This window comes from bacterium, from assembly GCA_026708015.1.
GTDB lineage: Bacteria > Actinomycetota > Acidimicrobiia > Acidimicrobiales > Bin134 > Poriferisocius.
Window position 1 is genome coordinate 1 of the sequence record JAPOVT010000054.1, and the last position, 22,737, is coordinate 22,737.

The window sequence follows — 22,737 nt, forward strand, 5'->3', positions numbered from 1 at the left end:
TGGGCTTCAGATGCAGGCTGCGCGCCGGCCCCGGCGGCGCCGAGAAGCGACACCAGCAAGCCCGCCGCCACCGCGAGCGCAGCGACCGCTCCCCGGGGCCGCCGATTGCCAAACAGATCAAAAAGCAGAGTCACAGAGCGCCAAGCTAGAGGCAGGCCAGTCAACCGGCAAATCGAGGTTCCCCCCTTTTCGTGGAGACATGCTCTATATGGAACCCCACATACCCCGCCAATCCGCGCAGCCCCTAAGGTTCACCCATGGCTTCAGGAGATTTGCTGGTTCGCGGGGGAACGGTGGTGGACGGCACCGGCGCACCCTCGTTCAAGGCTGATGTGCGGGTGCGCTCGGGAAGGATCGTCGAAGTGGGACCTGGATTACGGCCCGACGGCGAGCCGGAGATCGACGCCGGCGGCGCCCTGGTGACGCCGGGGTTCATCGAGCCCCACACCCACTACGACGGATCGCTGTGGTGGGACCCCCACATCGACCCCATGCCGTCGCACGGCACCACCAGCGTGGTGCTGGCCAACTGCGGCCTGGGCCTAGCCCCACTACGGGAAGCCGACCGCAACCAGCTCATCGAGCTGATGTGCTTCATCGAGGATCTCCCCACCGATGCCTTCGAGACGGCCATCCCGTGGACGTGGGAGACCTGGCCGGAGTACCAGGCCGCCAACGACGAGCACCCCACGGCGCTAAACGTGGCCGCTTTCTTCCCTCACCAGACCCTGCGGATGTGGGTGATGGGCGCCGACGCGTGGGAGCGGACCGCCACCGAAGCCGAGCGGGCCGAGATGGCCCAACTGCTCAACGAGGGGCTGGCCGCCGGGGCGTTCGGGCTTTCCACCTCGCTGATGGACTTGGACCGCCACAACCGGCTGGTGCCCAGCCGCATGGCCGACGACCAGGAGTGGGGCGACCTGCTCGACGTGGTGGCCGCCCACCCCGGCGCCACCTTCCAGTTCGTGCCCCGGGCCTTCGAGTTCGAGCACTTCCCCGGCGACATGGAGCGAATGGCCGCGCTGTGCCGGGATCGGGGTATCCGGGCCAACTGGGGCGGCTTCTTCTCCCAGGAGAACCGGGCCAAAGAGCGCCAGATCTCCCTCGAGCTGGTGGAGCGGCTCAACGCCGAGGGCGGCCAGATCGCCACGCTGTATTCGGTGCGGCCCGGGTATGTGAACCTCCACTTCGAGCGGTCGATCATGTGGAGCGGGGTGGAAGCGTGGCACGAGCTGTGCAACGTGGACGGCGACGAGGCCAAGATGGCCATGCTCCGCGACGACGCCTGGCGAGAGCGGGCCCGCCACGACTGGGACGCCTGCACCTACACCCTGGCGCCCATCAACCGCCCCCACATGATCCTGCTGGCCTCCGATGAACCCCGCAACGCCGAGTGGACCGGGCGGTCCATCGCCGATCTGGCCGAGGCCCGGGGCGTGCATCTCTCGGACGCAGTGGCCGATTGGCTGCTGGACAACAACATGGACACCCACCTCAAGACCCAGCCCCAGCCGGTGGACAACGAGACGCTGGCGGAGATGGCCCGCTCCCCGATGACGGTGAACGGGGCGTCGGACGCCGGCGCTCACATCCAGATGTTCGTCGGCGCCGGCGACGCCACTTATTTCTTGACCTCGATGGTGCGCGACCTCGGCTTGCTCACCACCGAGGAGGCGGTGTACTCAGTGACCGGAAAGCAGGCCGCGTTCTTCGGGATACCGAACCGGGGGGTGGTGGCCGAGGGGGCCGCCGCCGACCTGGCCGTGTTCGCCCTCGACGAGATCGATCTGGGCGACGAGGTCCGGGTAGACGACCTCCCCACCGGCAGCTGGCGCTACAGCCGCAAGCCGGCCGGCTATCGGGCCACCGTGGTCAACGGCGTGCCCACCTGGGCCGACCAGCGGTCCACCGGGGCGCTCCCCGGCGAATTCCTCCGCAACTCAGCGGTCGGCTGAATTTGGCGCGTCACGCCTGGTCAGAGAGCTTGAATGCGATAGATGGCAGCCGCTATCCTTCATTCAAGCGTGCCTAGGGACGCAAGATTGAGCCGGGACGAGCGGCGCTTCCCTGCTAAGTGCGGTGTTGCCCGTCCCGGCTCAATCGCGACTATAGGCGCGACACCCTGTGGACCATAAGAGGCATTATCGGTTCATTCTGTGGATTTCCCTGGGTTTCCAGAAGATTGCCTGCGGACCTTAACCGTCTCCCGGATCGGCCTCCTGGCTGAGCTCGGCCAGGTACAGGGCCCGGGTGGCCAGCACCTCTCGGGCCTCGTGGGCCATATCGTCGTAGAAGTGCTCCCGATAGGCCTTGTCGACGATGGTTGACACGGCGAACTGAAGGGCCGACAGGGTGGCAATGAAACCCGACACCCCTAGCAACTCCCAGGTGAGCACCAGCTCGTTGCCGAACAAGCCGAAGCGGGCCAGGGGGTCGAGCGCATCCGAGGCCACCCACGACACGATGGTGGCCTCCCTCACCGCCAGCAGACCGAAGGCCACATAGAACGCCCCGATCACCACCCCCACCAGCACCACCCGCACCGCTTGAGCGACGAACATCAGCAGCCCGAGGTTCACCCGATCCATGCGGTCGAGGGGCGGAACATCCGAAGCGGCGAAGCCGGTGGGCGGCTCAGCCGGGGCCAGCGGCGAATCGCACCCGTCGATCAACTGGCATACCTGATCCCAGCTGTCGAACCGGGCCAGACCCACCAGCTCAGACGGCACCCGCACTGCCACCGAGCCGAGGGCAATGAGGCCGACAACCCCCAAAACGATGGCGTAGAAGGGCCAGGTGAAGTTGTGGGCCACCTGCCACACCTCGGCGTTCAAGAACAAGAAGGCGCTGAACACCAGAAGCAGCGGCAGAATCCGCCCCACCAATCGGCCGATCAGGGCGATCTGGTTGGCCGAGTAGGCCCCGGCCCAAACCAGCATGGGAAGCAGCCCGAAGCTAACCACCACATAGGCCCCCACGAGAAGGGCGATGTTGATCACCGCCAGACCGGCGGTATCAGACAACCGGTCGTCGGAGAACAGGGCCGGCAGCACGGGGGGAATCAGCACGAACACCGCCATCTCGATGGCGCCCACCCGGTCGGGAAGCTGAAACAGCCGTCGCCCCCTGAGCCCGTTGACCGCCGCCACTGCTCCCAGGGCAATGGCCGCACCGGCCCAGAACACCCCGAATTGGGCCCAGCCGTCGAACCGGTCGCCGAAGGAGGCGAATATCTCGATCAGGAACACCAGCGCCAGGAACGGCACCGCCCGGGTGAATACGTCGGTGGTAGCCCGATAGTCGTGGATGACGTGGGGAACGCCCCGCCGGATGAACCAGCGCTCGACTGCCTCGCGACGAGAGGTCATCGCCTCCGCCGCCCGTCAGTCCCCTTCGGGAATAGTGGGAACCTCGACGCCGGGGCCGTAGTAGATGAACAGGTTGGCGATCAGATCGTCGATGCCGTCCCGAGTGCCGCCCTTGGCCAAATCGACGGTGATGATGTTGCTGTTCACGTGGATGGCGTCGATACCGCCCCGGTCGAACAGGCGGCGGGCCAGCTCGTCCACCGGCCGCTCCCCGGCAACTTCCCGCCCCACCGAATAGTGCTCATGGCCGGTACCGGTGATGCTCCGGTTGATCTCATAGCGGATCACCCCCGGGCGGCTAGTCGCCCTCTCCACAACAGTCACCGGCTGTCCCATACGCCCCGAGATCGTACCCGGTACCCGCAGCCGGACCGACATCATCCCTTTCGCCAAGTGGACATAAACAGGTGGGCTATTTCGACGATAGTGCTAGCGGTTCTGATATCTTGAGCTAGTGGCTAAGACATCTGTTTTTGTAGATAGAGATATCGCCCAGCAGGCGGCGGAAATCTTGGGGACGAAAACGCTGCGTGAGACCATTCATGCCTCTCTTCTCGAGATCGTCAACGCCAAGCGGCGCCTTGAGCTCATCGGTCTGCTCAGCCAGCCCGAGCGCTTCGACTTCGATGCCGTCGAGACTGCTTGGGGCGGGGACAACTAGTTGCCGCGCACCCTCTTTCTGGCTGACACCAGCGCCCTTTCCCGCTTGTCAAAGCCCACTGTCGCCTCCACTGCTGCCCCCCTGATCGCCGAGGGACGCATCGCGGTGTGCGCCCCGGTAGCGTTCGAACTCGGATTCAGCGCCCAACGCCTCGCCGATCACCGAGAACTCATGGAAGTGCTGGCCGCCTTCCCCCATATTCCAACCACTGATGCCGACCATAGACGGGCAGTCGAGGTGCAAGGCCTCTTGGCTCAGTCAGGCCAGCACCGGTCGCTATCACTGGTAGATGCCCTCGTCGCGGCAGCAGCAGAAGCCCGCCAACTCACCGTGCTCCACTACGACGCCGACTTCGAGCGCGTCGCCGCCATCACCGGCCAACCCCACCAGTGGATAGTTGAGCGCGGCACTGCCGACTGACTGTTCAGAACGGCAAGGCGGTGTCGGGGCCGGAGGGTATGCGGAGGTGGGCCCAGCCGAGGTTGTCCATGAAGGCCCAGGAACGGCGGTGAAGGGGGGTGGGGCCTTGGGCGGCCAGGGCGGCCCGGTGGCGAGGGCAGGGGTAGCCCTTGTTGGAGTCGAAGCAGTAGTCGGGGTAGTCGACGGCTGCGGACCGCATGAGCCGGTCGCGGGTGACCTTGGCCAGGATGGACGCCGCGGCGATGGACAGGCAGGCGACGTCGCCTTTGACCAGTGCCCGGGTCTTGCCGTTGCCCACGAAGTCCCACCGGCCGTCCACCAGCACGGCGTCGGCCTCTAGGCCCAGCCCGTCCAGCGCCCTCCGAGCGGCCAGTCGCTGAGCCGCCGACATGCCAAGCTGATCGCACTCGTCGTTGCTGGCGTGGCCCGCCGACCAGGCCACGCACCAATCGACGATCCGGTCGTAGAGCCCCTCCCGCTCGTCTTCGGTCAGAAGCTTGGAATCCCGTACGCGGTAGACCCTCCGATCGGTGGGCAGTACCGCGGCCACCAGGGTGAGGGGGCCCGCCCATGCGCCCTTGCCCACCTCGTCCATGCCCACGACAACCTGGTGGCCCTCGGCCCACAGGCGGCGCTCAATTGCCAGGGTGGGGGCAGCCGACTTGAGTGCGGCCCGCATCTCTTCAAGGTAGCTAGCGGGATGCGGCCAACAGCGTTTCTCCGGTCGGTTCGTCGCTCGACCACCTCTGGTCCAAGGCTGGAGCTCGAAGGGTGACCGGCTTTTGGCCTGGGCGGCAGTCCAGCTCCCACAACAGCGCCGGGCGGGCACCGTGCCAGCGCACCGCATACGACACTGGGCCGAACCGGGTGGGCAGACCGTAGACCGCCAAGGGCCCGCCTTTCCAGGCCGGTCGAAAGCCGGGGGCCACCAGCAACTCGTCTTCGTGATCGGCCACCAGCTCGGCCCGCAGCCCTTGGGACGGAGGGTCAGCCGGCCTCAGGTCGAGACGGCGGAGGTCCTGAGCGGCCCGATCCTGGGTTGCGGCGATCAGAAGGCGCTCGACCGGTGCCACCGGCACCTCTGCGCCGATCCGGGCGGCAGCCTCAACCGCTTCGGCCGCAGCCTCGACAAATCGAACCGCAGCCTGTTGGTCACCCGTGAGGTCGTGATGGACGGTGAGGGCCCTCAGCCGCTCGGTCGGCGCCTCAGTTGTCCAACGGGCGGCGACCTCGTCCAGCACCAGCTCGGCGTCGTCGTGGTAGCCGTGGTGGTCGAGCCGCACCGACAGCTCGCAGAGCTCGACAACGTCGGCCGTCTCCATGCGGCCCGTACGCCCCAGCCAGCGGCGTCGATTGCGATCGATGCGCCGGGCCAAGCCCTCATCGGGCACCTCGATCCGTGCCCCCCGGTCCAGATGGGCCTGCCAACCACGCAGCACCGCATCGGCATCGGGCAGGTCGGAGGGCGGCGGGAACGATCCCCGGCCGAGCGATGCGCTGACCGCCACCCGGGCGGTATGAGGCAGCGGCCACACCAGGGCGGCAACGTCGCGACCCCTCCCCTCCAACCCGGTCGTTGCCCCGCCTTCGACCTCCAACAGAGCCTCGACCGCATCGTGCCCGACCGCGGCCCCCGCCGGGGGACGATCCCACACCAGCACCGGCTGTCCACCAACGGCCACCCCAGCCTGGTGTACCGTCAGCACCGCCCCCGGAGCCTCCACCACCAGTGCGACCGCGAAGGCGGTGGCAGCCTCGTTGCCCACCTCCACCACCGCCACCGCCGGTCCCCCGCCAGCGGCCACCGCCCACACCCGCTGCACCGCATCTCCGTCGGGCACCTTCATGCGGGTCTCCACCACCGCACCGGCCCCCACCTCGCTCTGGCGCACTGCGGCCTCCTGCGATGCCCGGTGCCAGCGGTCGGACGCGCCCACCCACCAGTCCAGCGTCCATTCCCTGCTGCCCGGTTGAACCAAACCTCGGGCATCTACCTCCCCCCATCCCGGGGCACCGAGAACGTCGAGCGATTTGCTCACCGTGAGTGGAGTGCGCTGATCATCGAGAGGCGCGGGTGACGAACCGCCAGATACGGCGGAGCCGTGACTTCTTGAAATTGTTGTCCTCCGGCTCGGGGCGGGCTTGGCGCCCCATCAGCACCCTTGTCGCCTGAGCGGCGGTTCTCGTTCCCTTGACCACGGCGAACACCTCGGCGCTGATGGGCATCTCCATGCCGTGCTCAGCGGCCAGCTCCACCACCACCCCGGCGGTGAACACTCCCTCGGCCACCTGGTCCATCTCGGCCAGAACTTCCTTGAGCTTCCGACCCCGCCCCAGCTGCTCGCCAACATGGCGATTCCGGCTCTGGGGGCTCATGCAAGTGGCCAGAAGGTCGCCCATCCCCGCCAGCCCGGCAAAGGTGTCGGCTCGTCCGCCCATGGCGGTGCCCAGTCGGCCCATCTCCGCCAAGCCCCGGGTGATCACCGCGGCCCGGGTGTTGTCCCCGGCGCCGAGGCCGTCCACCATGCCCGAGGCCAAAGCGATCACATTCTTGAGGGTGCCGCCCAACTCGCAGCCGACCACGTCGTCGTTGGTGTAGACCCGGAAGAGGTCGGTGGTGAACACCCCTTGAAGGGCGGTGGCCACCGTGTCGTCGGCCATGGCGATGACCGAGGTGGCGGCGTGGCCGGCCAAGATCTCCTTGGCCAGATTGGGACCGGTGAGCGCCCCCGCCGGGTGAGCAGGGGCCACCTGGTTGATGATCTCGGTCATGCGCCGACGGGTGCCCTGCTCCAGCCCCTTGGTAAGGCTCACCACCGGCACCCACGGGCGCAAGTGAGGAGCCACCCTCTCCATGACCGGTCGGAATACCGAGGACGGAACACCCATCACCACCACTTCGGCCTCCGACACGGCCTGCTCCAAGTCGGTGGTGGCCCGCAGACTGGGATGCAGGTCGAAGCCGGCCAGGTAGCGGGGATTGGCGTGGTGCTCGTTCACGGCGCCAGCCGTCTTGAGATCACGGCACCACAGAACGGTGGGCTCGTTATGCGCGGCCAGATGGGCAACCGTGGTGCCCCACGACCCTCCGCCGATGACCGCAACCCTGTTCGACATAGGCATTGAGCGTAGACGGGTCGGGTCGAGAATTAGCCAGCGGTGCCGCGTATAGGCCGAGAGACTGGATGGCCGTAGACTCCCACGGGTGAGTCCAAGGCCGACGGTGGCGGTGTTGATTCCGGTGAAGGCCTTTGCGGAGGCAAAGCACCGGCTGGCACCCGCTCTAGGGGCCACCGAGCGGGCCGCCTTAGCCCGCGATATGGCCACCCACGTAGTTCAGTCGGCCACGCCCTTGCCGGTGGCGGTGGTGTGCGATGACAGCGGAGTGCGGGACTGGGCCGACTCCGTGGGCGCTGAGGTGGTGTGGCGACCCGGCACCGGGCTGAACGGCGCGGTGCGCAGCGGGGTAGATCATTTGAAAGAGGCCGAGTTCGACCGGGTGATCGTGGCCCATGGAGACCTGCCTTTGGCCGGATCGCTGGCCCCGCTGGGCGACTGGCCCGGCATCACCCTGGTGCCCGACCGCCACAACGACGGCACCAACGTGATCGCCCTGCCCACCGACTGCCCATTTGAGTTCTCCTACGGCCGGGGCTCGTTCGCTCGCCACTTGGCTGAGGCTCAGCGGCTGGGGCGCAGTCTGAGGATTCTGCGCGACTCAACCTTCGGACTCGATATCGATCTTCCCGCCGACCTCACCGAATTGGCCGTGAGGACATGAAATCCAAAGACCTGTCCACCCCCGAACGGGCGCTGGCCATCGGCGCGCACCCCGACGACATCGAGCTGAAGGCCGGGGCCACACTGGCCAAATGGGCCGCCCGAGGCTGCGAGGTGAGCCTGCTGGTATGCACCGACGGCTCCAAGGGCACCTGGGATCCGGATGCCGACCTGGACAAGCTGGTGGCCGTGCGCCAAGACGAGCAGCGCGAGTCGGCTCGGCGGCTGGGTGCGGTAGCCGATGTGGTCTTCCTGGGATGGGTCGACGGGGAGCTGGAGTCGGGTCCTGAACCCCGCCGACAGGTTGCCTCGTGGATCCGCACCCTGCGCCCCAACGTGGTGCTGGGCCACGACCCATGGCGGCGATGGCGGCTTCATCCCGATCATCGCCACGCCGGCTGGCTGACCGTCGACGGCATCGTGGCCGCCCGCGACCCCCACTTCTTCCCCGAACTGGGAATGGCCCCCCACCGCCCCGACGCCCTGCTGCTGTTCGAGGCCGACGAACCCGACCACGCCGAGAACACCGCGGGCTTCGAGGCGGCCAAGGCCAGTGCAATCGAGGCCTTCGTCAGCCAGTATGAGACCACCCTGGACCTACCCCCCGACCCCGGCGATGCCGACTTAGCCCGATTCCACTCGTGGGTGGCCGACAAGCTGGCCGTGGCAGGAGTCGAGGCCGGACTGGCCTCGGCCGAATTGTTCAAACTGATCGACGACCTGTAGCCCCGACCTGTAAGGAACTCCCATGCTGCAAGACCAGAAGATCCTCATCACCGGCATGACCGGCCAGATCGCCTTTCCCATGGCCGCCTACTTGGCCGAGCACAACGAGGTGTGGGGAATCGCCCGGTTCAGCGCCGAGGGTAGCCGGGAGATGGTGGATGCCGCCGGAGTTCACACCGAGGTGGTGGACATGGCCGACGGGAATTTTTCCATGCTGCCCGACGATTTCGACTACCTGGTCCACATGGCCGCCTTCCAGAGCCAGGGGTTTGACTACGACTGGGCCATCCAGGTGAACGCCGAGGGCACCGGCCTGCTCATGGCCCACTGCCACAAGGCCAAGGCCGCGCTCATTGCTTCAACCTGCTCGGTGTACCACCCCAATCCCGACCCGTGGCACCTCTACGCCGAGACCGACCGCATCGGCGACTGCCACGCCGTCCACGCCCCCACCTACTCGATGTCGAAGATCGGCGGGGAGGCGGTGGCCCGGACCATGGCCCGGGCCTTGAACCTGCCCACCACCATCGCCCGCATCAATGCCAGCTATGGGCCCAACGGCGGGCTGCCGGTGTACCACATGGACTGGCTGATGAGCGACCAGCCGATCCGGCTGCGGGCACCGGCCCCCTCGCCCTACTCCCCCATCCACCAAGACGACATGAACGCCCAGGTGGAGCCGCTTCTGGCCGCGGCCACGGTGCCGGCCACGGTGGTCAACTGGGGCGGGGACGAGCACGTCAAAGCCGAAGACTGGGTGATGCTGCTGGGCGAGCTCTCGGGCAAGATGCCCGAGGTCATCTACGACGTATTCCCGGGCTCCCAGCCCGGTGCGGGCGCCGATCCGGCCAAGCGGATTTCGCTCACCGGCCCATGCCAGGTGAGCTGGCGAGACGGCCTGGCCGGGGCCTTCGAGGTGCGCTATCCCGGCGGCCAACCCGCTCCCGGCATCGGCGGCGCCGAGCGTCTGAGCGCGGCCTACGGCAACGACTAACCCCCTCGGCGACACCCACCATCAGCGGCTCCGAGCGTCTGAGCGCGGCTTACGGCAACGACTAACCCAGGCGGGAGGCCAATAGGCGGGCCAGCTCAATCGGCTGGTCGCCCTGGATGCTGTGGCCCGCATCGGCCACCACGACCACCTCGGCATCAGGCTGGCAGCGCAGGAGCTCTTCCACGTCCTCATCGCCCACCACGCTTGAATCCGCCCCCCGATACAGCACTACCGGGCACCCCAGCGCATCCACCGCGGTCCACAGGTCGGAGAACTCCGGGCTGCCGGCACCGGGCTTGTCCGGGTCGGTGAGCTTCCAGTCCCGCACCGGGTCCCACCGCCAGGTCCAGCTGCCGTCGGATTGCTCGAAGGCGTTGTGGATGATGCCTCGCCGCAGGGAGGACTCGGTGCGGGTGGGGTTGAACTCCATGGTGCGGCCCAAGATGTCGTCGAAGCTCTCAAAAGCCTGGGGTCCGGAGATGAACTCCACTATGGGCTCGGCCTTGGCGTGGTCGGTGCCGGGAGTCACGTCCACCACCGCCAACGAGGGCACCAGCTCCGGGTAACGGGCCCCCAGGCAGATGGCGGTCAAACCCCCCAGCGACATGCCGACAATGAGCTCAGCTTTCGGGGCCAGCTCCCGAATCGCCACCGCCACGTCGTCGGCCATCGAAGGCGGCCAGTAGTCGTGCTCAGGCCGCCAATCGGAGTGCCCGTGGCCGGGCAGATCTATGGCCACCGCGGGCTCCCCCAGCGCCAGCACCACGGTGTCCCAGGTGTGGGCGTTCTGAGCGCCCCCGTGAATGAACACCACCCGGGCCGAAGCATCCCCCCACACGATGGCGCTCAAACCGAGCCCACCGGGCAACTCCACCCGGCGACGCTCCACTGGAGGCGGCCCGTCCCAGTCGAGCCCCACCTCAGCGGCGTTGTCCGCCAACATGGAGAACTCGTCGTAGCCCGTCATCGACATCACTCTGTTTGAATCCGACGCCGACCGCCAATCGGCGTCAGGGATTAGTGTGTCTAGTCGAATGGCTGACTATTCAACCTCCGATGCGAGCGGTAAGTCTGCGTTGGACGAGAGTAAACGGTTGGAGCTTGCCCCCCGCAGCCATCGCTTGGCAGCTCGAATCGTCGATTGGTTCGCAGCTGGAGTCGTTTTGACTGTCATCGAGCGGTCTGCCTGGGGATCTTCCTTTGAAGACGACGCATCCACACTTCAATTTTTCTTGTGGTCGGCGCTCTTCGCGGTGATCGCGGCAGTCTATGAGATTGCCTTGGTTGCGACCAGGGGTCAGACTTTTGGCAAATTCATAATGGGCATAAGCGTTACTCAAGTGAACAGCACTCTTCGACCAGGATGGCAGAGGTCAGCCAAACGCTTTGCCATTCCATACTTGCTCCTCCTCATCCCCTACGCGGGCATTTTCCTGGCGTTGCTTTGCTACCTCTCCCCAGTCTGGGACCGCAATCGCCGAGGCTGGCATGACAAGGTTGCCGGCACCCACGTGCTGAAGACCGGGCCAGCGCCGCCGTACCAGTCACGCCGAACTATTACTAGCCAATCTTCCCGCTAGCGTGCATTGATGTGAGTGTTTCAGCCTGGGAGCCCGACCCGACAGGACGTCATCAGTACCGCTGGTTCGATGGCGAGGAGTGGACTGATCAAGTGGCCGACGACGGTGTGCAGTCGGTTGATCCTGTCAGCGCCGATGAGGCGAGGATTCCCCGACAAACGTCCCCGCCAGTACTGCCTCCGCCTCCAGGCTCGTTCCCGGGAGTATCTGTGCCCGATTCTAGGGCGCGGTTCCCCGATCCGATTCCGATGCTGGCGTCGAAGGGCCGGCGGTTCGGGGCGTACCTACTTGAGATCCCGCTGACAATTGTCACCCTGGGCATTGGCTACATCATTTGGATGTTCATCGTCTGGGCACGCGGCCAGACCCCGGCCAAACAATTGCTAAGGATGCGAGTCGTGCGGTTGGAGGAACGGAGAACCGCTAACTGGGGATGGATGGCTCTGCGGAACTTTGTATTGGGCGTACTCATAGGCATCCCCTTGGGGTTGATCTTTCCTGGATTCAGCATTATCTGGCTATTGGCCAATGCAATCGCCCTGCTTGTCAGCAGGCGGAATCAAGCACTATGGGACATGATGCTGAAGACGGTGGTGGTTCACGACCCCAACCACCTCTTCGACCGTTCCCACCCCTCGTCGCAGATTTGGGAAGACGATTAGTTGGACGATTGGCCGTCCCCATCTGAGCTGTGACCACCCCAGCCTGGCAGCCTGACCCCTCCGGCCGCCATCAGTACCGTTGGTGGGACGGCGAGCGATGGACCCACCATGTCGCCGACGACGGGGTTGCCAACAGCGACCCGGTCACTGGCCTCGACTCCCTACCCACCCCTTCTGGGCCGGCTGGGTCAGAGACCACCGAAGCCGGACAATTCCTGTACGGCGGCCGGATGGCCGAGTTCGGCGATGGGCGAAGCGTGACGCTGGCCAGCCCGGGGGCCCGGCTCGGGGCTAGGATCATCGACTCATTCCTGGTCACGACACAAATTGCTTTCCCCGCATACTTCACAACAGAAGGTGACATCGACTGGGGCGAAGTCGGCGGCATTTTCGTATCCTCACCGACCGTTGGAGAGTGGATTGCCTTCGGAGTGCCCCTGTTCATCGCCTTCGTCTATGAAGTCGCGTTCACCGCAACAAAGGGCCAGACCCTGGGCAAGATGGCCGCGGGGATCAAGATGGTGAACACCAACGACGGCAGCATCCCCACTCTCGGCATGGCGCTGCGCCGGTGGTCTGTCCCCGGCCTGCTGGGCTTGATCCCGTTCGCTGGGTTGATCTTGCCCCTTCTTTGCTACCTCGCCCTGACTTGGCACCGCGATCGCCGGGGGTGGCACGACTTGGCCGCGGGAACCATGGTGGTGAAAGTCAACCGGGCTGCATCGCCCAAGGCGACCTGGTCTCGGACAAAGACCGGCCAGGCGGTGCTGCTGGCCACCCCCGGCGCCAGGCTCGGTGCTCGGCTCGTCGACCTCGCGATCATGGTCGTGTTCTGGCTTGCCTTGCTCTTTCCCACAATCCTTGTATTCGAAGCCCTGGGCTTTTGGGACTATGGGTCATGGTCTGGGTTGAGGTTTTACTGGCTCGCCATCACTCCGGTGTTCCTTGTGGGCCTGCTGTATGAGGTCACAATGATTTCGGCGGGGGGGCGAACCCTGGGGAAGATGGCCACCGGGATCCACGTCATCCGCAAAGACAACGGAGACAGGCCAGGGCCCATCCGGTCGGTCCGACGGTGGTTCATACCGGGACTGTTGCTGCTTATCCCGTTCATCGGGTGGCTGGTGACGCTGTTCTGCCGCCTGTCTCTCACCTGGGGCAATGACCGTCAGGGGTGGCATGACATGGCCGGGAGCACCCTTGTAGTGGTGAAGCAGTCCCGCTGACCGACTCTCGGGCCGTCTAGTCCGACTACCACTCTCCGTGCGGTGATCTAGACCGCTGGTGCATAGTCGATCACGAGGTAGCCTGGCCTCCGCATGAGCGACCCTGCCTGGGAGTCGGACCCCACGACCCGTCACGAGTACCGCTGGTGGGATGGGGAGGAGTGGACAGAGTACGTGGCCGACAACGGGGTCCAATCCTTGGATCCCCTCACTGGGGCGGAGAACCTGAGGCCACCTCAGGGCCCTTCTACTCCTCCAGCCGGCGTCTCAGGAGCAACGGCCAACCAAGCCAATCTCTCGTCCGGCCAGCCGGTCCAACTAGCCTCTCGCACCGCCCGTTTTGGCGGTCGCCTCATCGATTTTGCTTTCTTTTTTCTGCTGACCATTGCTTTGTTGCTTGCCCTTCACTTCACCGACATCAAGCCCATTCCGGTAGGCGAGGAATACAACTCTGACGCCTTAGAGGACTACGCCGAGAGTGTGGACGGGCTCTTTTGGGTACCGCTCCTGTTCAGCGCAATCTACGAAATCGGACTGACCGCATTGAAGGGCCAGACACTCGGCAAGATGGCAACCAGAACACAGGTAGTGCGAGCCGAAGACCTCTTCCAGCCTGAATGGGGTCGCGCTCCCGCATGGGGGCAGTCGATCATCCGCTGGTCATTGCCCGCGGTCTTGCTCATTCCCGCCTTCTACCTTTCGTACATTGGGGAGATTCTGTATCTCCTCTGCTATCTGGCCCTGATGTGGGATCGGGATCGACAGGGTTGGCACGACAAAGCAGCAAGGACCCTGGTCGTATCGAAGCCGTAGGCTCAGCCCTGACCGGGGCCCGAGAAATCTGAATCGCCAGTCAACGACTTGAGCCGTTCAACCAGGTCGCCGTGTAGATCGAGCTGGTTGCGGATGCGCAGCGCGGCCACTACCAGGGGCAATGCTTGCTTGAAGCGCGGGGTGATCTCGTCGAACGGCACCTCGGCCAGTTCGAAGTCCACTGGCAGCGCCCCGGATGCGAAACCCGCCCCCACCCGGCCCGGGAAGGCAGCCGCCAGCCAGGCCACCTCCTCGGCGATGAGCGCGTAGGGCTTCATGGGCAGCAGCAGCGGGCAGGGCGCAGCCCACCCTGATGGCATGGCGGCCAGCAAGAACCCGGCCATCTGCTGGGGGCTGGGGAAATAGCCCGGGAAGCCAGCGTGGTGCTCCGACACCATGACCCCGTCGTAGCCCACTTCCACCGCCCGCCGAGCCAGTTCGCGCACCTCGTCCAACTGCTCAGCGGCCGGTCCGTCGTGGGGGTACAGCCGCAGCGACACCGAGCCCTTGGCCATCGGGGGTGCGGTCTGAGCTGACACGGGCCTCAGCGCCGGATGAAGGCGTCAGCGAAGCGGCCCAGGGCGTCCCGCTTGGCCTCGATGGAGGCGTGTGACTGGTCGCCGGGGTACCAGGGCATGGCGATGGTGGAGGTGACCCCGTGCTCGTTCATCTTGTCGTGCAGCCGGGGTGACGGGTCGGCGTTGGGGATGACCATTGTCTCGAAGGGCCCGTCCTCTTTGCTGGCCTCCCGGCGCAGCTCGCCCAGGCGGTCGAGCAGTTGGTGGATCTCGGGCAGGTCGTAGTTCATGCCCACCCAGCCGTCGTTGCGCACCGCCCGGGCCAGAGCGGCCTCCGACTTGCCCCCCACCCAGATGGAGACCGGCGCTTCGGGCTGGGGATACACCCCGGTGGGGCCGAAATCGAAGAACTCGCCGTGGAACTCGGCGGTGCCGTCGCGCCAGAAGCGACGGCAGATCTCGATCATCTCATCGGTGCGCCGCCCCCGGGTGCGGGGGTCGGCTCCCAGCAGCTCGATCTCCTCTCGCAGCCAGCCCACTCCTATGCCCAGCCGGAGCCGGTTGCCCGACAACAGCGACAGGGTTGCCACCTGGCTGGCCACCGAGAACGGGTCGCGCATGGGCAGGATGTACACGTAGGTGAGCACCTCCAGCGAGGTAGTGGCGCTGAGCATGGCCGACGCGGTGATCAGTGGGTCGGCAAACGGCGAGGTGTGGTCGAAGGGATTCTCCCCCGACGGGTGTACCGAGGCGAACCCGGCGGGCACGGCCACGTGGTCGGCCAGGGCCACCCCGGTGAACCCCTCTGCCTCGGCGGCCCGGGCGATGTCCACCAGTTGGTCGGTCTCCTCGAACATCACCGCGGCGTAGTACTTCACTAGTTCTCCCCTCGCATCGCGCCTGCTGCCTTGCCCCCGCCGATCAGGCTTCGGGCAGAGCGCCCAGCATCACATCGGGGCCCAGCGCCGGGGCGATGAACGGCCCGAAGTCGGGGCCCCGTCGCAGGCTGTGACCGCCGTCGACGTTGATGCACTGCCCGGTGATCCACCGGGACTCCGGCCCGATCAGGAACCGGGCCAAATGGCCCACATCCTCGGGCTGGCCGACGTCGGCCATAGGGGTGTTGACGATGTAGCTCTCGTACACGTCGCCGTCGCGGGGGATGCCTTCCATGATCTCGGTGGCGATGAACCCGGGGCGGATGGCATTGAACCGAATGTTGGCCGGGCCGTACTCGTCGGCCGCGTTGCGCATCATGGCCTCGATACCCGCCTTGCCGGGGGTGTAGGCCCCGAAATAGGGGTGGGTGATCTGTCCGGCGATCGACGACATGCCCACGAACGACCCTCCCCCGGCGGACCTCATCCGGGGAACCGAGTGCTTTATGGTGAGCATGGTGCCCAGCACGTTGAGATGCAGCACCCGCAAGAACTCGTCGGTGTCCTGCACATGGTAGGGACCCATGCCCCCGCCGCCCCCGGCATTGGCCACCACGCCGTTCAGCGTCCCGGTGGGCTCGGCCGCGGCAGCGATGGCCGCGGCGACCGAGGCCTCGTCGGTCACGTCGGCCACCACATAGGCCACGCTGCCCCCGTTGTCGGCCACCTTCTCGATACGCTCGGCCGAATCGGCCAGCTTCGACTCGGTGCGTCCGCAGATTGTGACTGCGGCACCGTCGGCGGCCAGTGCCGCCCCACAGGCGTGGCCAATTCCCGTGCCCCCACCTGTCACCAGCACTCCGTATCCCTTCACGCCATCTGCCATGATTGCTCCCTGATGAGTCGCACGGGGCTGCCTGCCTTGTGCGGTTGATTGATCTCGGCAGCCGCAAAGGTAACAGGAGGATCTGATGAAGGCAGACGCGCTGGACGCATTCCGGCTGGACGGCAAAGTGGCGGTGATCACCGGAGCGGCCTCGGGCATCGGGGAAGCAACAGCCGAGTTGTTCGCCGCGGCCGGGGCCAAAGTGGTGTGCGGCGACCTCGACGTCGAGGGGGCGGAGAACACCGCCAAGCGGATCCGCGAGGACGGTGGCGAGGCCATCGCCCAGGCCTGCAACGTGACCTCCCGCGATGAGGTCGAGGCGCTGGTGGCCCGTGCGGTGGACGCTTACGGCGGTCTGGACATCATCGCCAACATCGCGGGGGCAATGTTCCCCGGCTTGATCGAAGACCTCACCGACCAGGACATCGACGCCGGCATCAACTTGAACCTCAAGGGCGTGCTCTACGGGTGCCAGGCCGCCGTCAAAGCAATGAAAGACGATGGCGGCGGGGTGATCTTGAATATCTCGTCGGGGGCCATCGACCTGGCCTACGAGGGCATCGGGGTATATGCCTTCACCAAGGCCGCGGTGGCCATGCTGGGCCGCACAATGGCTCTAGAAGTGGGCCGCTACGGCATCCGGGTGTGCACCCTGGCGCCGGGCAGCACTCTGACCCCCTTCACCACCTGGCGCCTCCACAACGACGACGGAACTCTCAACCAAGAGGCCTACGACGAGTTTTTGGACTACGCCCGAGACCTCTCCCCCATCGGCGCCCTCGGAGAGTCCATCGACCAGGCTTACCTCATGCTCTACCTGGCCTCAGATGCCGGCAAATTCGCCACCGGCAACGTCTTCCGCTCCAACGGCGGCCAGACGACAACCTTCTAACGGGGAGACCGAGGTAAGCCCATCCCCGCGGTGGCGATGATGTCTCGCTGCACCTCGTTCACTCCCCCGCCAAAGGTTCCCACCGGCGCCCCTCTATAGGCCCGCTCCAACTCGCCGGCAAGAACAGCCTCCGGCGTTCCCTTCACCAAGTACGACCGCTGCCCCAGCACCTCCATGAGCGCCTGAAACGACTTCACCTTCAGCTCCGTGCCGAACACCTTCATGGCCGAGGCATCAGCGGGCTTCAGCTCGGTGTCCTCCAGCGCGGTGGCCACCTTCCAGTTGTACATCTTGAGCGCCTCGTTGCGGGCATACACCTCGGCCAGGGCGAGGCGCACCCACTCCTGGTCGATCACCCGGCGGCCGTCGTCCAGGGTGGTCTGGCGGGCCCAATCCACCACTCGGCGCAGTGGCCCGTCGATGTTGCCCGCCGGGGCGAGGCCCACCCGCTCGTGGTTGAGCTGGGCGGTGATGAGCTTCCAGCCCCCGTTCACCTCGCCGATGCGGGCCCAGTCGGGCACCCGGATGTCGTTGTAGTAGGTGGTGTTGGTGTGGCCTCCGCCCAGGAGCCAGATGGGAGTGTGGCTGAATCCCTCCAGAGTGGTGTCCACCGCGAAGATGGTGATGCCCTTGTGTTTGGGCACATCGGGATCGGTGCGGGTAGCCAGCCATATCCAGTCGGACTCGTGGCCGCCGGTGGTCCAGATCTTCTGGCCGTTGATGATCCACTCGTCGCCGTCGCGCACCGCCCGGGTCTTCAGCGAAGCCAGGTCGGTGCCTGCGGTGGGCTCGGAGTAGCCGATGGAAAAGTGCAGCTCCCCGGCCAGGATCTTGGGCAAGAAGAACGCCTTCTGCTCCTCGGTGCCGTATACGTTCAGGGCCGGTCCCACCGTGTTGAGGGTCACAAACGGCAGGGGCACCCCGGCCCGGTTGGCCTCCTCGAAGAAGATGAGCTGTTCCAGCGGCGTGTAGCCCTGCCCGCCCCACTCCTTGGGCCAGCCCACCCCCAGCCAGCCGTCCTTGCCCAATTGCCGCACGGTCTCCTTGTACACCGGTCCCCCATGCTCACCTCCTAGGGCGTCCCGCCGCTCCGGGGTCATGAGGCTGTCGAAGTAGGAGCGCAGGGCGGCTTGCAGGTCAAGCTGGCTTTCGGTGAGATCGAGGAACATCGACGGCCACCCTATTCCTGCCGAAACGCCAAGCCTCAGCCGGGCCAGGCTGTCAACCCCAGAAAGCGGGGCGAGTGCCGATTACCTGGGTCTCGGCGAGGCGGGCGATCTCGGCGTCGTCGAGGCCGAGCATGTCGTGGAGTATCTCCTCGTTGTGCTCGCCCAGAGTGGGGGCGGGACGACCGAGGCGGTGGTATTGGCCGTTGAACCGGCCGGGGAAGCTGGGATAGGGCACCGCTCCGACCACCACGTGGTTCATCCACTGCTGGTGGCCCCGGGCCGCGATCTGGGGATTGTCTATCGACTCCCGACCAGAGATCACCGGCGCAGCGGGCACGCCGGCGGCTAGAAGCTCCTCCACGGCGGCGTCCCGGTCCATTCCGGCCACCCAACTGCTGATGGCGGCGTCGATCTCATCGTGGTGGGCGTGGCGCTCGTCTCGGCTGGTCCACCGATCCCATTCGCGGTGCCCGATCAGCTCGGCCAAGGCGGGCCATTGGGGATCGTCGTCCACCGAGATAACCACCCAGCGGTCCTCGCCAACCGCGGCATAGATGCCCTGGGGGGCGGCATAGGGCGAACGGTTGCCCTGGCGCTGGAGGAGTTGGCCATAGGCGGTCCACTCGATCACCTGTTCGGCGGCGGCGTTGAGCCCGGCCTCGATCAGCGGCACCTCCACCAACTGTGCTTTGCCGGTCTGGGCTCGGTGCTCAACGGCCAGAAGCGTGGCAAAAACCGCGTGCATCCCGCCCAGTTGGTCGCACATGCCCCGCGGCACCAGCGGGCGGCCATCGGGATCGCCGGTGAGGAAGGCCAGGCCGCTGGCCTGCTCGATGGTCATAGCGAAGCCGGTTCGGTCGCGCCACGGCCCGGTCAACCCGAAGGCCGGCATCCGCACCATGATGGCATCGGGATTGAGCCGGTGGACCTCATCCCAGTCCAAGCCGAAGTTCTCCACCACCCTCGGGGAGTAGTTCTCGATCACGATGTCGGACATCTCGACGAGCCGCTTCACCAACGCCAAGCCGTCGTCGCTGGCAAGGTCGAGGGTCACCGAGCGCTTGCCGGTGTTGGCCCCGTGGGTCACCGGGCTCCACTCCCACAGGTCGTCGCGTGAAAGCCCGCTGGCGAAACGCATTCCATCGGGTCGCTGGATGGACTCCACTTTGATCACGTCGGCACCCAGTACCGAGAACAGGCACGACGCCACCGGTCCGGCCCAGAACGTGGCCAGATCGCAGACCCGGAGGCCAGCTAGCGGAAGCGACGGCTCGGTGCGCGCCGGACCGAGGCTCGGCGCCGGTGCCGAACTTGTCCTTGCGCCCTCGAGTTCTCCATCGGCTTCGCCCAAGGCGGGCGCAGGCGGCACCGGGCGGGGTGGGCGGGCAGTGAGCTGGTACGGCACTCGGGGCTGGGTGAACCCGCCGGGGTTCTCCACGTACACCCCCCGGTCGGCAAAGTGGTCGATCTGGGCTACTCGGCTGCCATCGCCGATGGGAGCCACCGGCACTCGCAGCAGGGTGGCCTTGTCCACGATCGCGTCCACGGTGTGGGCCTGAGTGAAGCGGGCGATGCGGTTCCACACTTCGTCACGGTGGTCCATCCGCCCGTCTCCGCTGGACAGCCTCGGATCATCGGCCATTTCGGGGTCGTCGATGACCACGCAGAAGTCCTTGAACTGCTGGCCTGTGATGGTGCAAAAGCCCACCCAGCCGTCTTTGGCCGGCTCCACCGAGGGGATCTCAATCGAGCGGGTAGCCCCGGTGCGGGCCTCGGAGGCGTAGGCCGCATAGAGGTGGGCGTAAACCACGAAGCTGGTGGTCATGGCCTCATAGGTCGACACGTCCACATGCTCGCCGGGGGCGCCGTCTCGCCGAGCGGCCATCAGCGCGGCCAGTCCCAGTGCCCCGGCATTGGCCGCAACGAGGAAGTCACCCAACTGGCCCCCCACTCCGAGGGGCATCTCTCCAGGAATACCACGGCTGTGGGTGGAGCCCACCCAGGACTGGAGGGTGAACTCGTTGGCCGGGCGCTGGTCCCATGGTCCCCCTCGTCCCCACGGCGAGATCGACAGCATCACCAGAGACGGGTTGGCTTCGGCCAGTTCGGCGTGGCCCAAACCCATTGACTCGACGACCCCGGCGCCCAAGTCCTCCACGATCAGATCAGCGGAGGCGGCCAACGACCGGAACCGGTCCCGTCCCCGGGGTTCGTCCAGATCGACCACCGAGCTGCGCTTGCCGGCGTTGAGGAACTGGAAGAAGGCGCCGTCGCCGTCATCGCCGCCTACGGGCGATCCCGATGCCGACCATGACCGCAGCCGATCACCACCAGGGGGCTCGACCTTGATCACCTCAGCGCCAGCATCGGCGAACAGCTTGGCGGTGTAGGCCCCACCGATGGTGCGGGTGACTTCCAGCACCCGCACCTGGTCGAGCACCGCCCCCTCGGGGGTGCCCAGCAATTTGCCAGCTATCACCGCTGCCTGTGCCTCAGCCACCGTCTGGCGTCTAGCCGATGACCACCGGGTTGATGGGGCTGCCGGTAGCTCCAGTCACGTTCAGCGGTGACACGGTCATGAAGCCCTCGTAGCAGCCGTCGGCGGCCATCTCTGAAAAGTTCAAAAACTCCAGCATGTAGATGCCCGCGCCCACCAGCAGGATCTTGTGGACAGTGAGGAAGTCGTTCTCGTCGAACGGGATGACCTCGATGGCCGCGTTGTCGGACCCTACGGCCACCACGTCGTGGGCCATCAGCCACTCGGCCCCGTCGTTGTTGATGCCGGGCTGGGCGAAGGGCTGCTCGGCGGTGGGGTCGGCCTCAATCGACCACCACATGTCGAGGTAGCCGGTGCGGATCAACACGATGTCGCCCGCTCGCACCGGGGTGCCCTGGGCGTCGGCGCAGGCGGCTAGGTCGGCCCCGCTGATCGGCGTGCCCGCTTCCAGCCACTTGTCGGCACCCATGTGGGCCACCATGTCCAACAGGATGGCCCGCCCGGCGATGGCGCCCACCTTCTCAATGCCCAGCCGGGAGGCCCCGGTGTGGGTCTTCATGGCCTCTTTGGAGAAGCCGTTGTAGTGCTGGTTTTGGCCGTACACATGGCACAGGGCGTCCATGTGGCTGGTGGTGTGGGAGGCGAACACCAGCACGTCCTCGTGGGCGCCGGTGCCGGCGTGGCACCCGTAGGCCTCGTAGATGCCCTCGTCGGAGGCATTCTGGAGGGTGAGGCGCATGGGCGTACCCCGGTAGTCCATGATGGGAACGCCCTGCGACTGGATGGGAATGCCCAGCGGGTACACCTTGCCGGAAGTGATCGAGGCACTGGCCTCTTTCACAACATCGGGGGTGAGCAAGTTCAGCGCCCCCCGCTCATCCTCGTCGCCCCATCTTCCCCAATTGTTCTCAGTCATGGCCGAAACTCTAGTGATGCCAGAGCTGGCCGGTCATCCCAACGAACCGGTCATCCACTGGGGGTAGACGGCGGTTTCATGCCGAGATCCCCTAGGCGGCGCTCCACCAGGTCCATCATGCCGGGGAAGCCGGGGATGCGGCGCAGGCGGCGGTCGAGGTACAGGCCCACGCCCAGAATCGTCGCAATCGATGCCCCCCAGTTGACGCCCAGGCGTATGAACACGAATTTATTGATTGAGGCGTTCCGAAGCAGCCAGATGTCGAATCCGACGCTGGCGAACACGATCAGCGCCACCGCGACGGAGACCCGCCGGGTGGCGGCTCGGTATTCAGGGTGGGACTTGGTGTCGCTGTCGATGGGCACCAGAAGCGGCAGGGCGTAGCCGGTGGCGTTCCGCCGCATGGCCGCGGAGATCAACAGGGCTAGAGCAGCCAGTGCCTTGGCCGAGATGCCGATGCCGAAGTACACGTCCTCGCTGTCGTAGATGATGCCGAACGTGCCCCGGATGAGCAGGTACACCACGATGATCGGCATCACTCGTCCCAGCGGCAGTCCTCGGCGGTACCGGCTGACCTGGGCCTTGACGGCCCACAGCGTCATGGCCACGATGGCAGGGACCAAGCCAAACGCGCTGTTGAGCACCAAGAACAGCCCGATGGGCATGTACTGATCGAACACATCGGCCCGAGTGGGGATCGACGGCATCGGCGCTGGTGGTGGTGGTGTGTCGTCGGCCATGGCCAGGCTGC

General features: G+C 66.1%; 24 protein-coding genes. 11 read left to right on the forward strand and 13 right to left on the reverse strand.

Going from position 1 to position 22,737, the window contains the following annotated elements; genetic code table 11:
- Positions 1-257 precede the first annotated feature (257 nt).
- A complete protein-coding gene (locus OXG30_12565) occupies positions 258-1,955 on the forward strand; it encodes an amidohydrolase family protein (protein ID MCY4135724.1) in 1,698 nt (565 codons plus the stop codon).
- A gap of 240 nt (positions 1,956-2,195) precedes the next feature.
- Here OXG30_12565 and OXG30_12570 read toward each other — a convergent pair whose 3' ends face one another.
- On the reverse strand, positions 2,196-3,368 hold the full coding sequence (locus OXG30_12570) for a hypothetical protein (protein ID MCY4135725.1): 1,173 nt from the start codon (positions 3,366-3,368) through the stop codon (positions 2,196-2,198).
- 15 nt (positions 3,369-3,383) lie between these two features.
- Positions 3,384-3,704: a hypothetical protein gene (locus tag OXG30_12575; GenBank protein MCY4135726.1), complete on the reverse strand. Its 321-nt coding sequence runs from the start codon at positions 3,702-3,704 to the stop codon at positions 3,384-3,386.
- A 118-nt stretch (positions 3,705-3,822) separates the two neighbouring features.
- On the opposite strand from OXG30_12575, the gene OXG30_12580 reads away from it, so the two are divergent.
- Together OXG30_12580 and OXG30_12585 are read left to right on the forward strand one after the other, a co-directional pair.
- Entirely contained in the window at positions 3,823-4,029 is a 207-nt protein-coding gene (locus OXG30_12580; GenBank protein ID MCY4135727.1) for a hypothetical protein, read from the forward strand.
- Positions 4,030-4,449, forward strand: a complete 420-nt coding sequence (locus OXG30_12585; protein ID MCY4135728.1) for a PIN domain nuclease — start codon at positions 4,030-4,032, stop codon at positions 4,447-4,449.
- 4 nt (positions 4,450-4,453) lie between these two features.
- Here the strand turns inward: OXG30_12585 and OXG30_12590 are convergent, their stop codons facing one another.
- The 3 genes from OXG30_12590 to OXG30_12600 are packed head-to-tail and all read right to left on the reverse strand — an operon-like array spanning position 4,454 to position 7,566.
- Complete coding sequence (locus OXG30_12590; protein MCY4135729.1) at positions 4,454-5,128, reverse strand: ribonuclease HII; 675 nt, start codon at positions 5,126-5,128, stop codon at positions 4,454-4,456.
- Positions 5,129-5,141: 13 nt separating this feature from the next.
- Positions 5,142-6,488, reverse strand: a complete 1,347-nt coding sequence (locus tag OXG30_12595) for a hypothetical protein (GenBank protein ID MCY4135730.1) — start codon at positions 6,486-6,488, stop codon at positions 5,142-5,144.
- A gap of 19 nt (positions 6,489-6,507) precedes the next feature.
- Complete coding sequence (locus OXG30_12600) at positions 6,508-7,566, reverse strand: NAD(P)H-dependent glycerol-3-phosphate dehydrogenase (protein MCY4135731.1); 1,059 nt, start codon at positions 7,564-7,566, stop codon at positions 6,508-6,510.
- An 88-nt stretch (positions 7,567-7,654) separates the two neighbouring features.
- Here OXG30_12600 and cofC point away from each other — a divergent pair, with 88 nt between their 5' ends.
- Genes cofC through OXG30_12615 form a run of 3 tightly spaced genes read left to right on the forward strand, consistent with a single transcriptional unit; the run spans position 7,655 to position 9,949 of the window.
- Positions 7,655-8,230 carry a 2-phospho-L-lactate guanylyltransferase gene (gene cofC / locus OXG30_12605; protein ID MCY4135732.1) on the forward strand — a complete coding sequence of 192 codons (576 nt, stop codon included), beginning with the start codon at positions 7,655-7,657 and terminating at the stop codon, positions 8,228-8,230.
- Positions 8,227-8,955, forward strand: coding sequence for a PIG-L family deacetylase (locus tag OXG30_12610; protein MCY4135733.1), 729 nt, complete (start codon positions 8,227-8,229; stop codon positions 8,953-8,955). The genes cofC and OXG30_12610 overlap by 4 nt, the downstream gene beginning before the upstream one ends.
- A gap of 22 nt (positions 8,956-8,977) precedes the next feature.
- Entirely contained in the window at positions 8,978-9,949 is a 972-nt protein-coding gene (locus OXG30_12615) for an NAD(P)-dependent oxidoreductase (protein ID MCY4135734.1), read from the forward strand.
- A gap of 61 nt (positions 9,950-10,010) precedes the next feature.
- On the opposite strand, the gene OXG30_12620 is transcribed toward OXG30_12615, so the two are convergent.
- On the reverse strand, positions 10,011-10,922 hold the full coding sequence (locus tag OXG30_12620) for an alpha/beta hydrolase (GenBank protein MCY4135735.1): 912 nt from the start codon (positions 10,920-10,922) through the stop codon (positions 10,011-10,013).
- Between the two features lie 61 nt (positions 10,923-10,983).
- Between OXG30_12620 and OXG30_12625 the strand changes: the two genes are divergently transcribed.
- The 4 genes from OXG30_12625 (at position 10,984) to OXG30_12640 (ending at position 14,230) form a co-directional block, all read left to right on the forward strand.
- Entirely contained in the window at positions 10,984-11,529 is a 546-nt protein-coding gene (locus OXG30_12625) for an RDD family protein (GenBank protein ID MCY4135736.1), read from the forward strand.
- A gap of 11 nt (positions 11,530-11,540) precedes the next feature.
- A complete protein-coding gene (locus OXG30_12630) occupies positions 11,541-12,191 on the forward strand; it encodes an RDD family protein (GenBank protein MCY4135737.1) in 651 nt (216 codons plus the stop codon).
- 29 nt (positions 12,192-12,220) lie between these two features.
- Complete coding sequence (locus OXG30_12635) at positions 12,221-13,417, forward strand: RDD family protein (GenBank protein ID MCY4135738.1); 1,197 nt, start codon at positions 12,221-12,223, stop codon at positions 13,415-13,417.
- A gap of 93 nt (positions 13,418-13,510) precedes the next feature.
- Positions 13,511-14,230, forward strand: coding sequence for an RDD family protein (locus tag OXG30_12640; GenBank protein MCY4135739.1), 720 nt, complete (start codon positions 13,511-13,513; stop codon positions 14,228-14,230).
- A 2-nt stretch (positions 14,231-14,232) separates the two neighbouring features.
- Here OXG30_12640 and OXG30_12645 read toward each other — a convergent pair whose 3' ends face one another.
- The 3 genes from OXG30_12645 to OXG30_12655 are packed head-to-tail and all read right to left on the reverse strand — an operon-like array spanning position 14,233 to position 16,512.
- Entirely contained in the window at positions 14,233-14,769 is a 537-nt protein-coding gene (locus tag OXG30_12645; protein ID MCY4135740.1) for an LLM class flavin-dependent oxidoreductase, read from the reverse strand.
- Between the two features lie 5 nt (positions 14,770-14,774).
- The gene (locus OXG30_12650; GenBank protein MCY4135741.1) at positions 14,775-15,626 is read right to left on the reverse strand and encodes a TIGR03619 family F420-dependent LLM class oxidoreductase; all 852 of its coding nucleotides are present in this window, start codon (positions 15,624-15,626) and stop codon (positions 14,775-14,777) included.
- Between the two features lie 43 nt (positions 15,627-15,669).
- Positions 15,670-16,512 (reverse strand): SDR family oxidoreductase, encoded by an 843-nt coding sequence (locus OXG30_12655; GenBank protein MCY4135742.1) that lies wholly within the window; start codon positions 16,510-16,512, stop codon positions 15,670-15,672.
- 85 nt (positions 16,513-16,597) lie between these two features.
- Here OXG30_12655 and OXG30_12660 point away from each other — a divergent pair, with 85 nt between their 5' ends.
- Positions 16,598-17,404 carry an SDR family NAD(P)-dependent oxidoreductase gene (locus tag OXG30_12660; protein MCY4135743.1) on the forward strand — a complete coding sequence of 269 codons (807 nt, stop codon included), beginning with the start codon at positions 16,598-16,600 and terminating at the stop codon, positions 17,402-17,404.
- On the opposite strand, the gene OXG30_12665 is transcribed toward OXG30_12660, so the two are convergent.
- From OXG30_12665 to OXG30_12680, 4 genes are read right to left on the reverse strand one after another with little or no spacing between them, the layout of a single operon-like run.
- Positions 17,401-18,573: an acyl-CoA dehydrogenase family protein gene (locus OXG30_12665; GenBank protein MCY4135744.1), complete on the reverse strand. Its 1,173-nt coding sequence runs from the start codon at positions 18,571-18,573 to the stop codon at positions 17,401-17,403. The two genes, OXG30_12660 and OXG30_12665, sit on opposite strands and share 4 nt — an antisense overlap.
- Before the next feature lie 52 nt (positions 18,574-18,625).
- Positions 18,626-21,073: a CoA transferase gene (locus OXG30_12670; GenBank protein MCY4135745.1), complete on the reverse strand. Its 2,448-nt coding sequence runs from the start codon at positions 21,071-21,073 to the stop codon at positions 18,626-18,628.
- 10 nt (positions 21,074-21,083) lie between these two features.
- Positions 21,084-21,986, reverse strand: coding sequence for a cyclase family protein (locus OXG30_12675; GenBank protein MCY4135746.1), 903 nt, complete (start codon positions 21,984-21,986; stop codon positions 21,084-21,086).
- Positions 21,987-22,036: 50 nt separating this feature from the next.
- On the reverse strand, positions 22,037-22,726 hold the full coding sequence (locus OXG30_12680) for a hypothetical protein (protein ID MCY4135747.1): 690 nt from the start codon (positions 22,724-22,726) through the stop codon (positions 22,037-22,039).
- Between the last annotated feature and the right edge of the window lie 11 nt (positions 22,727-22,737).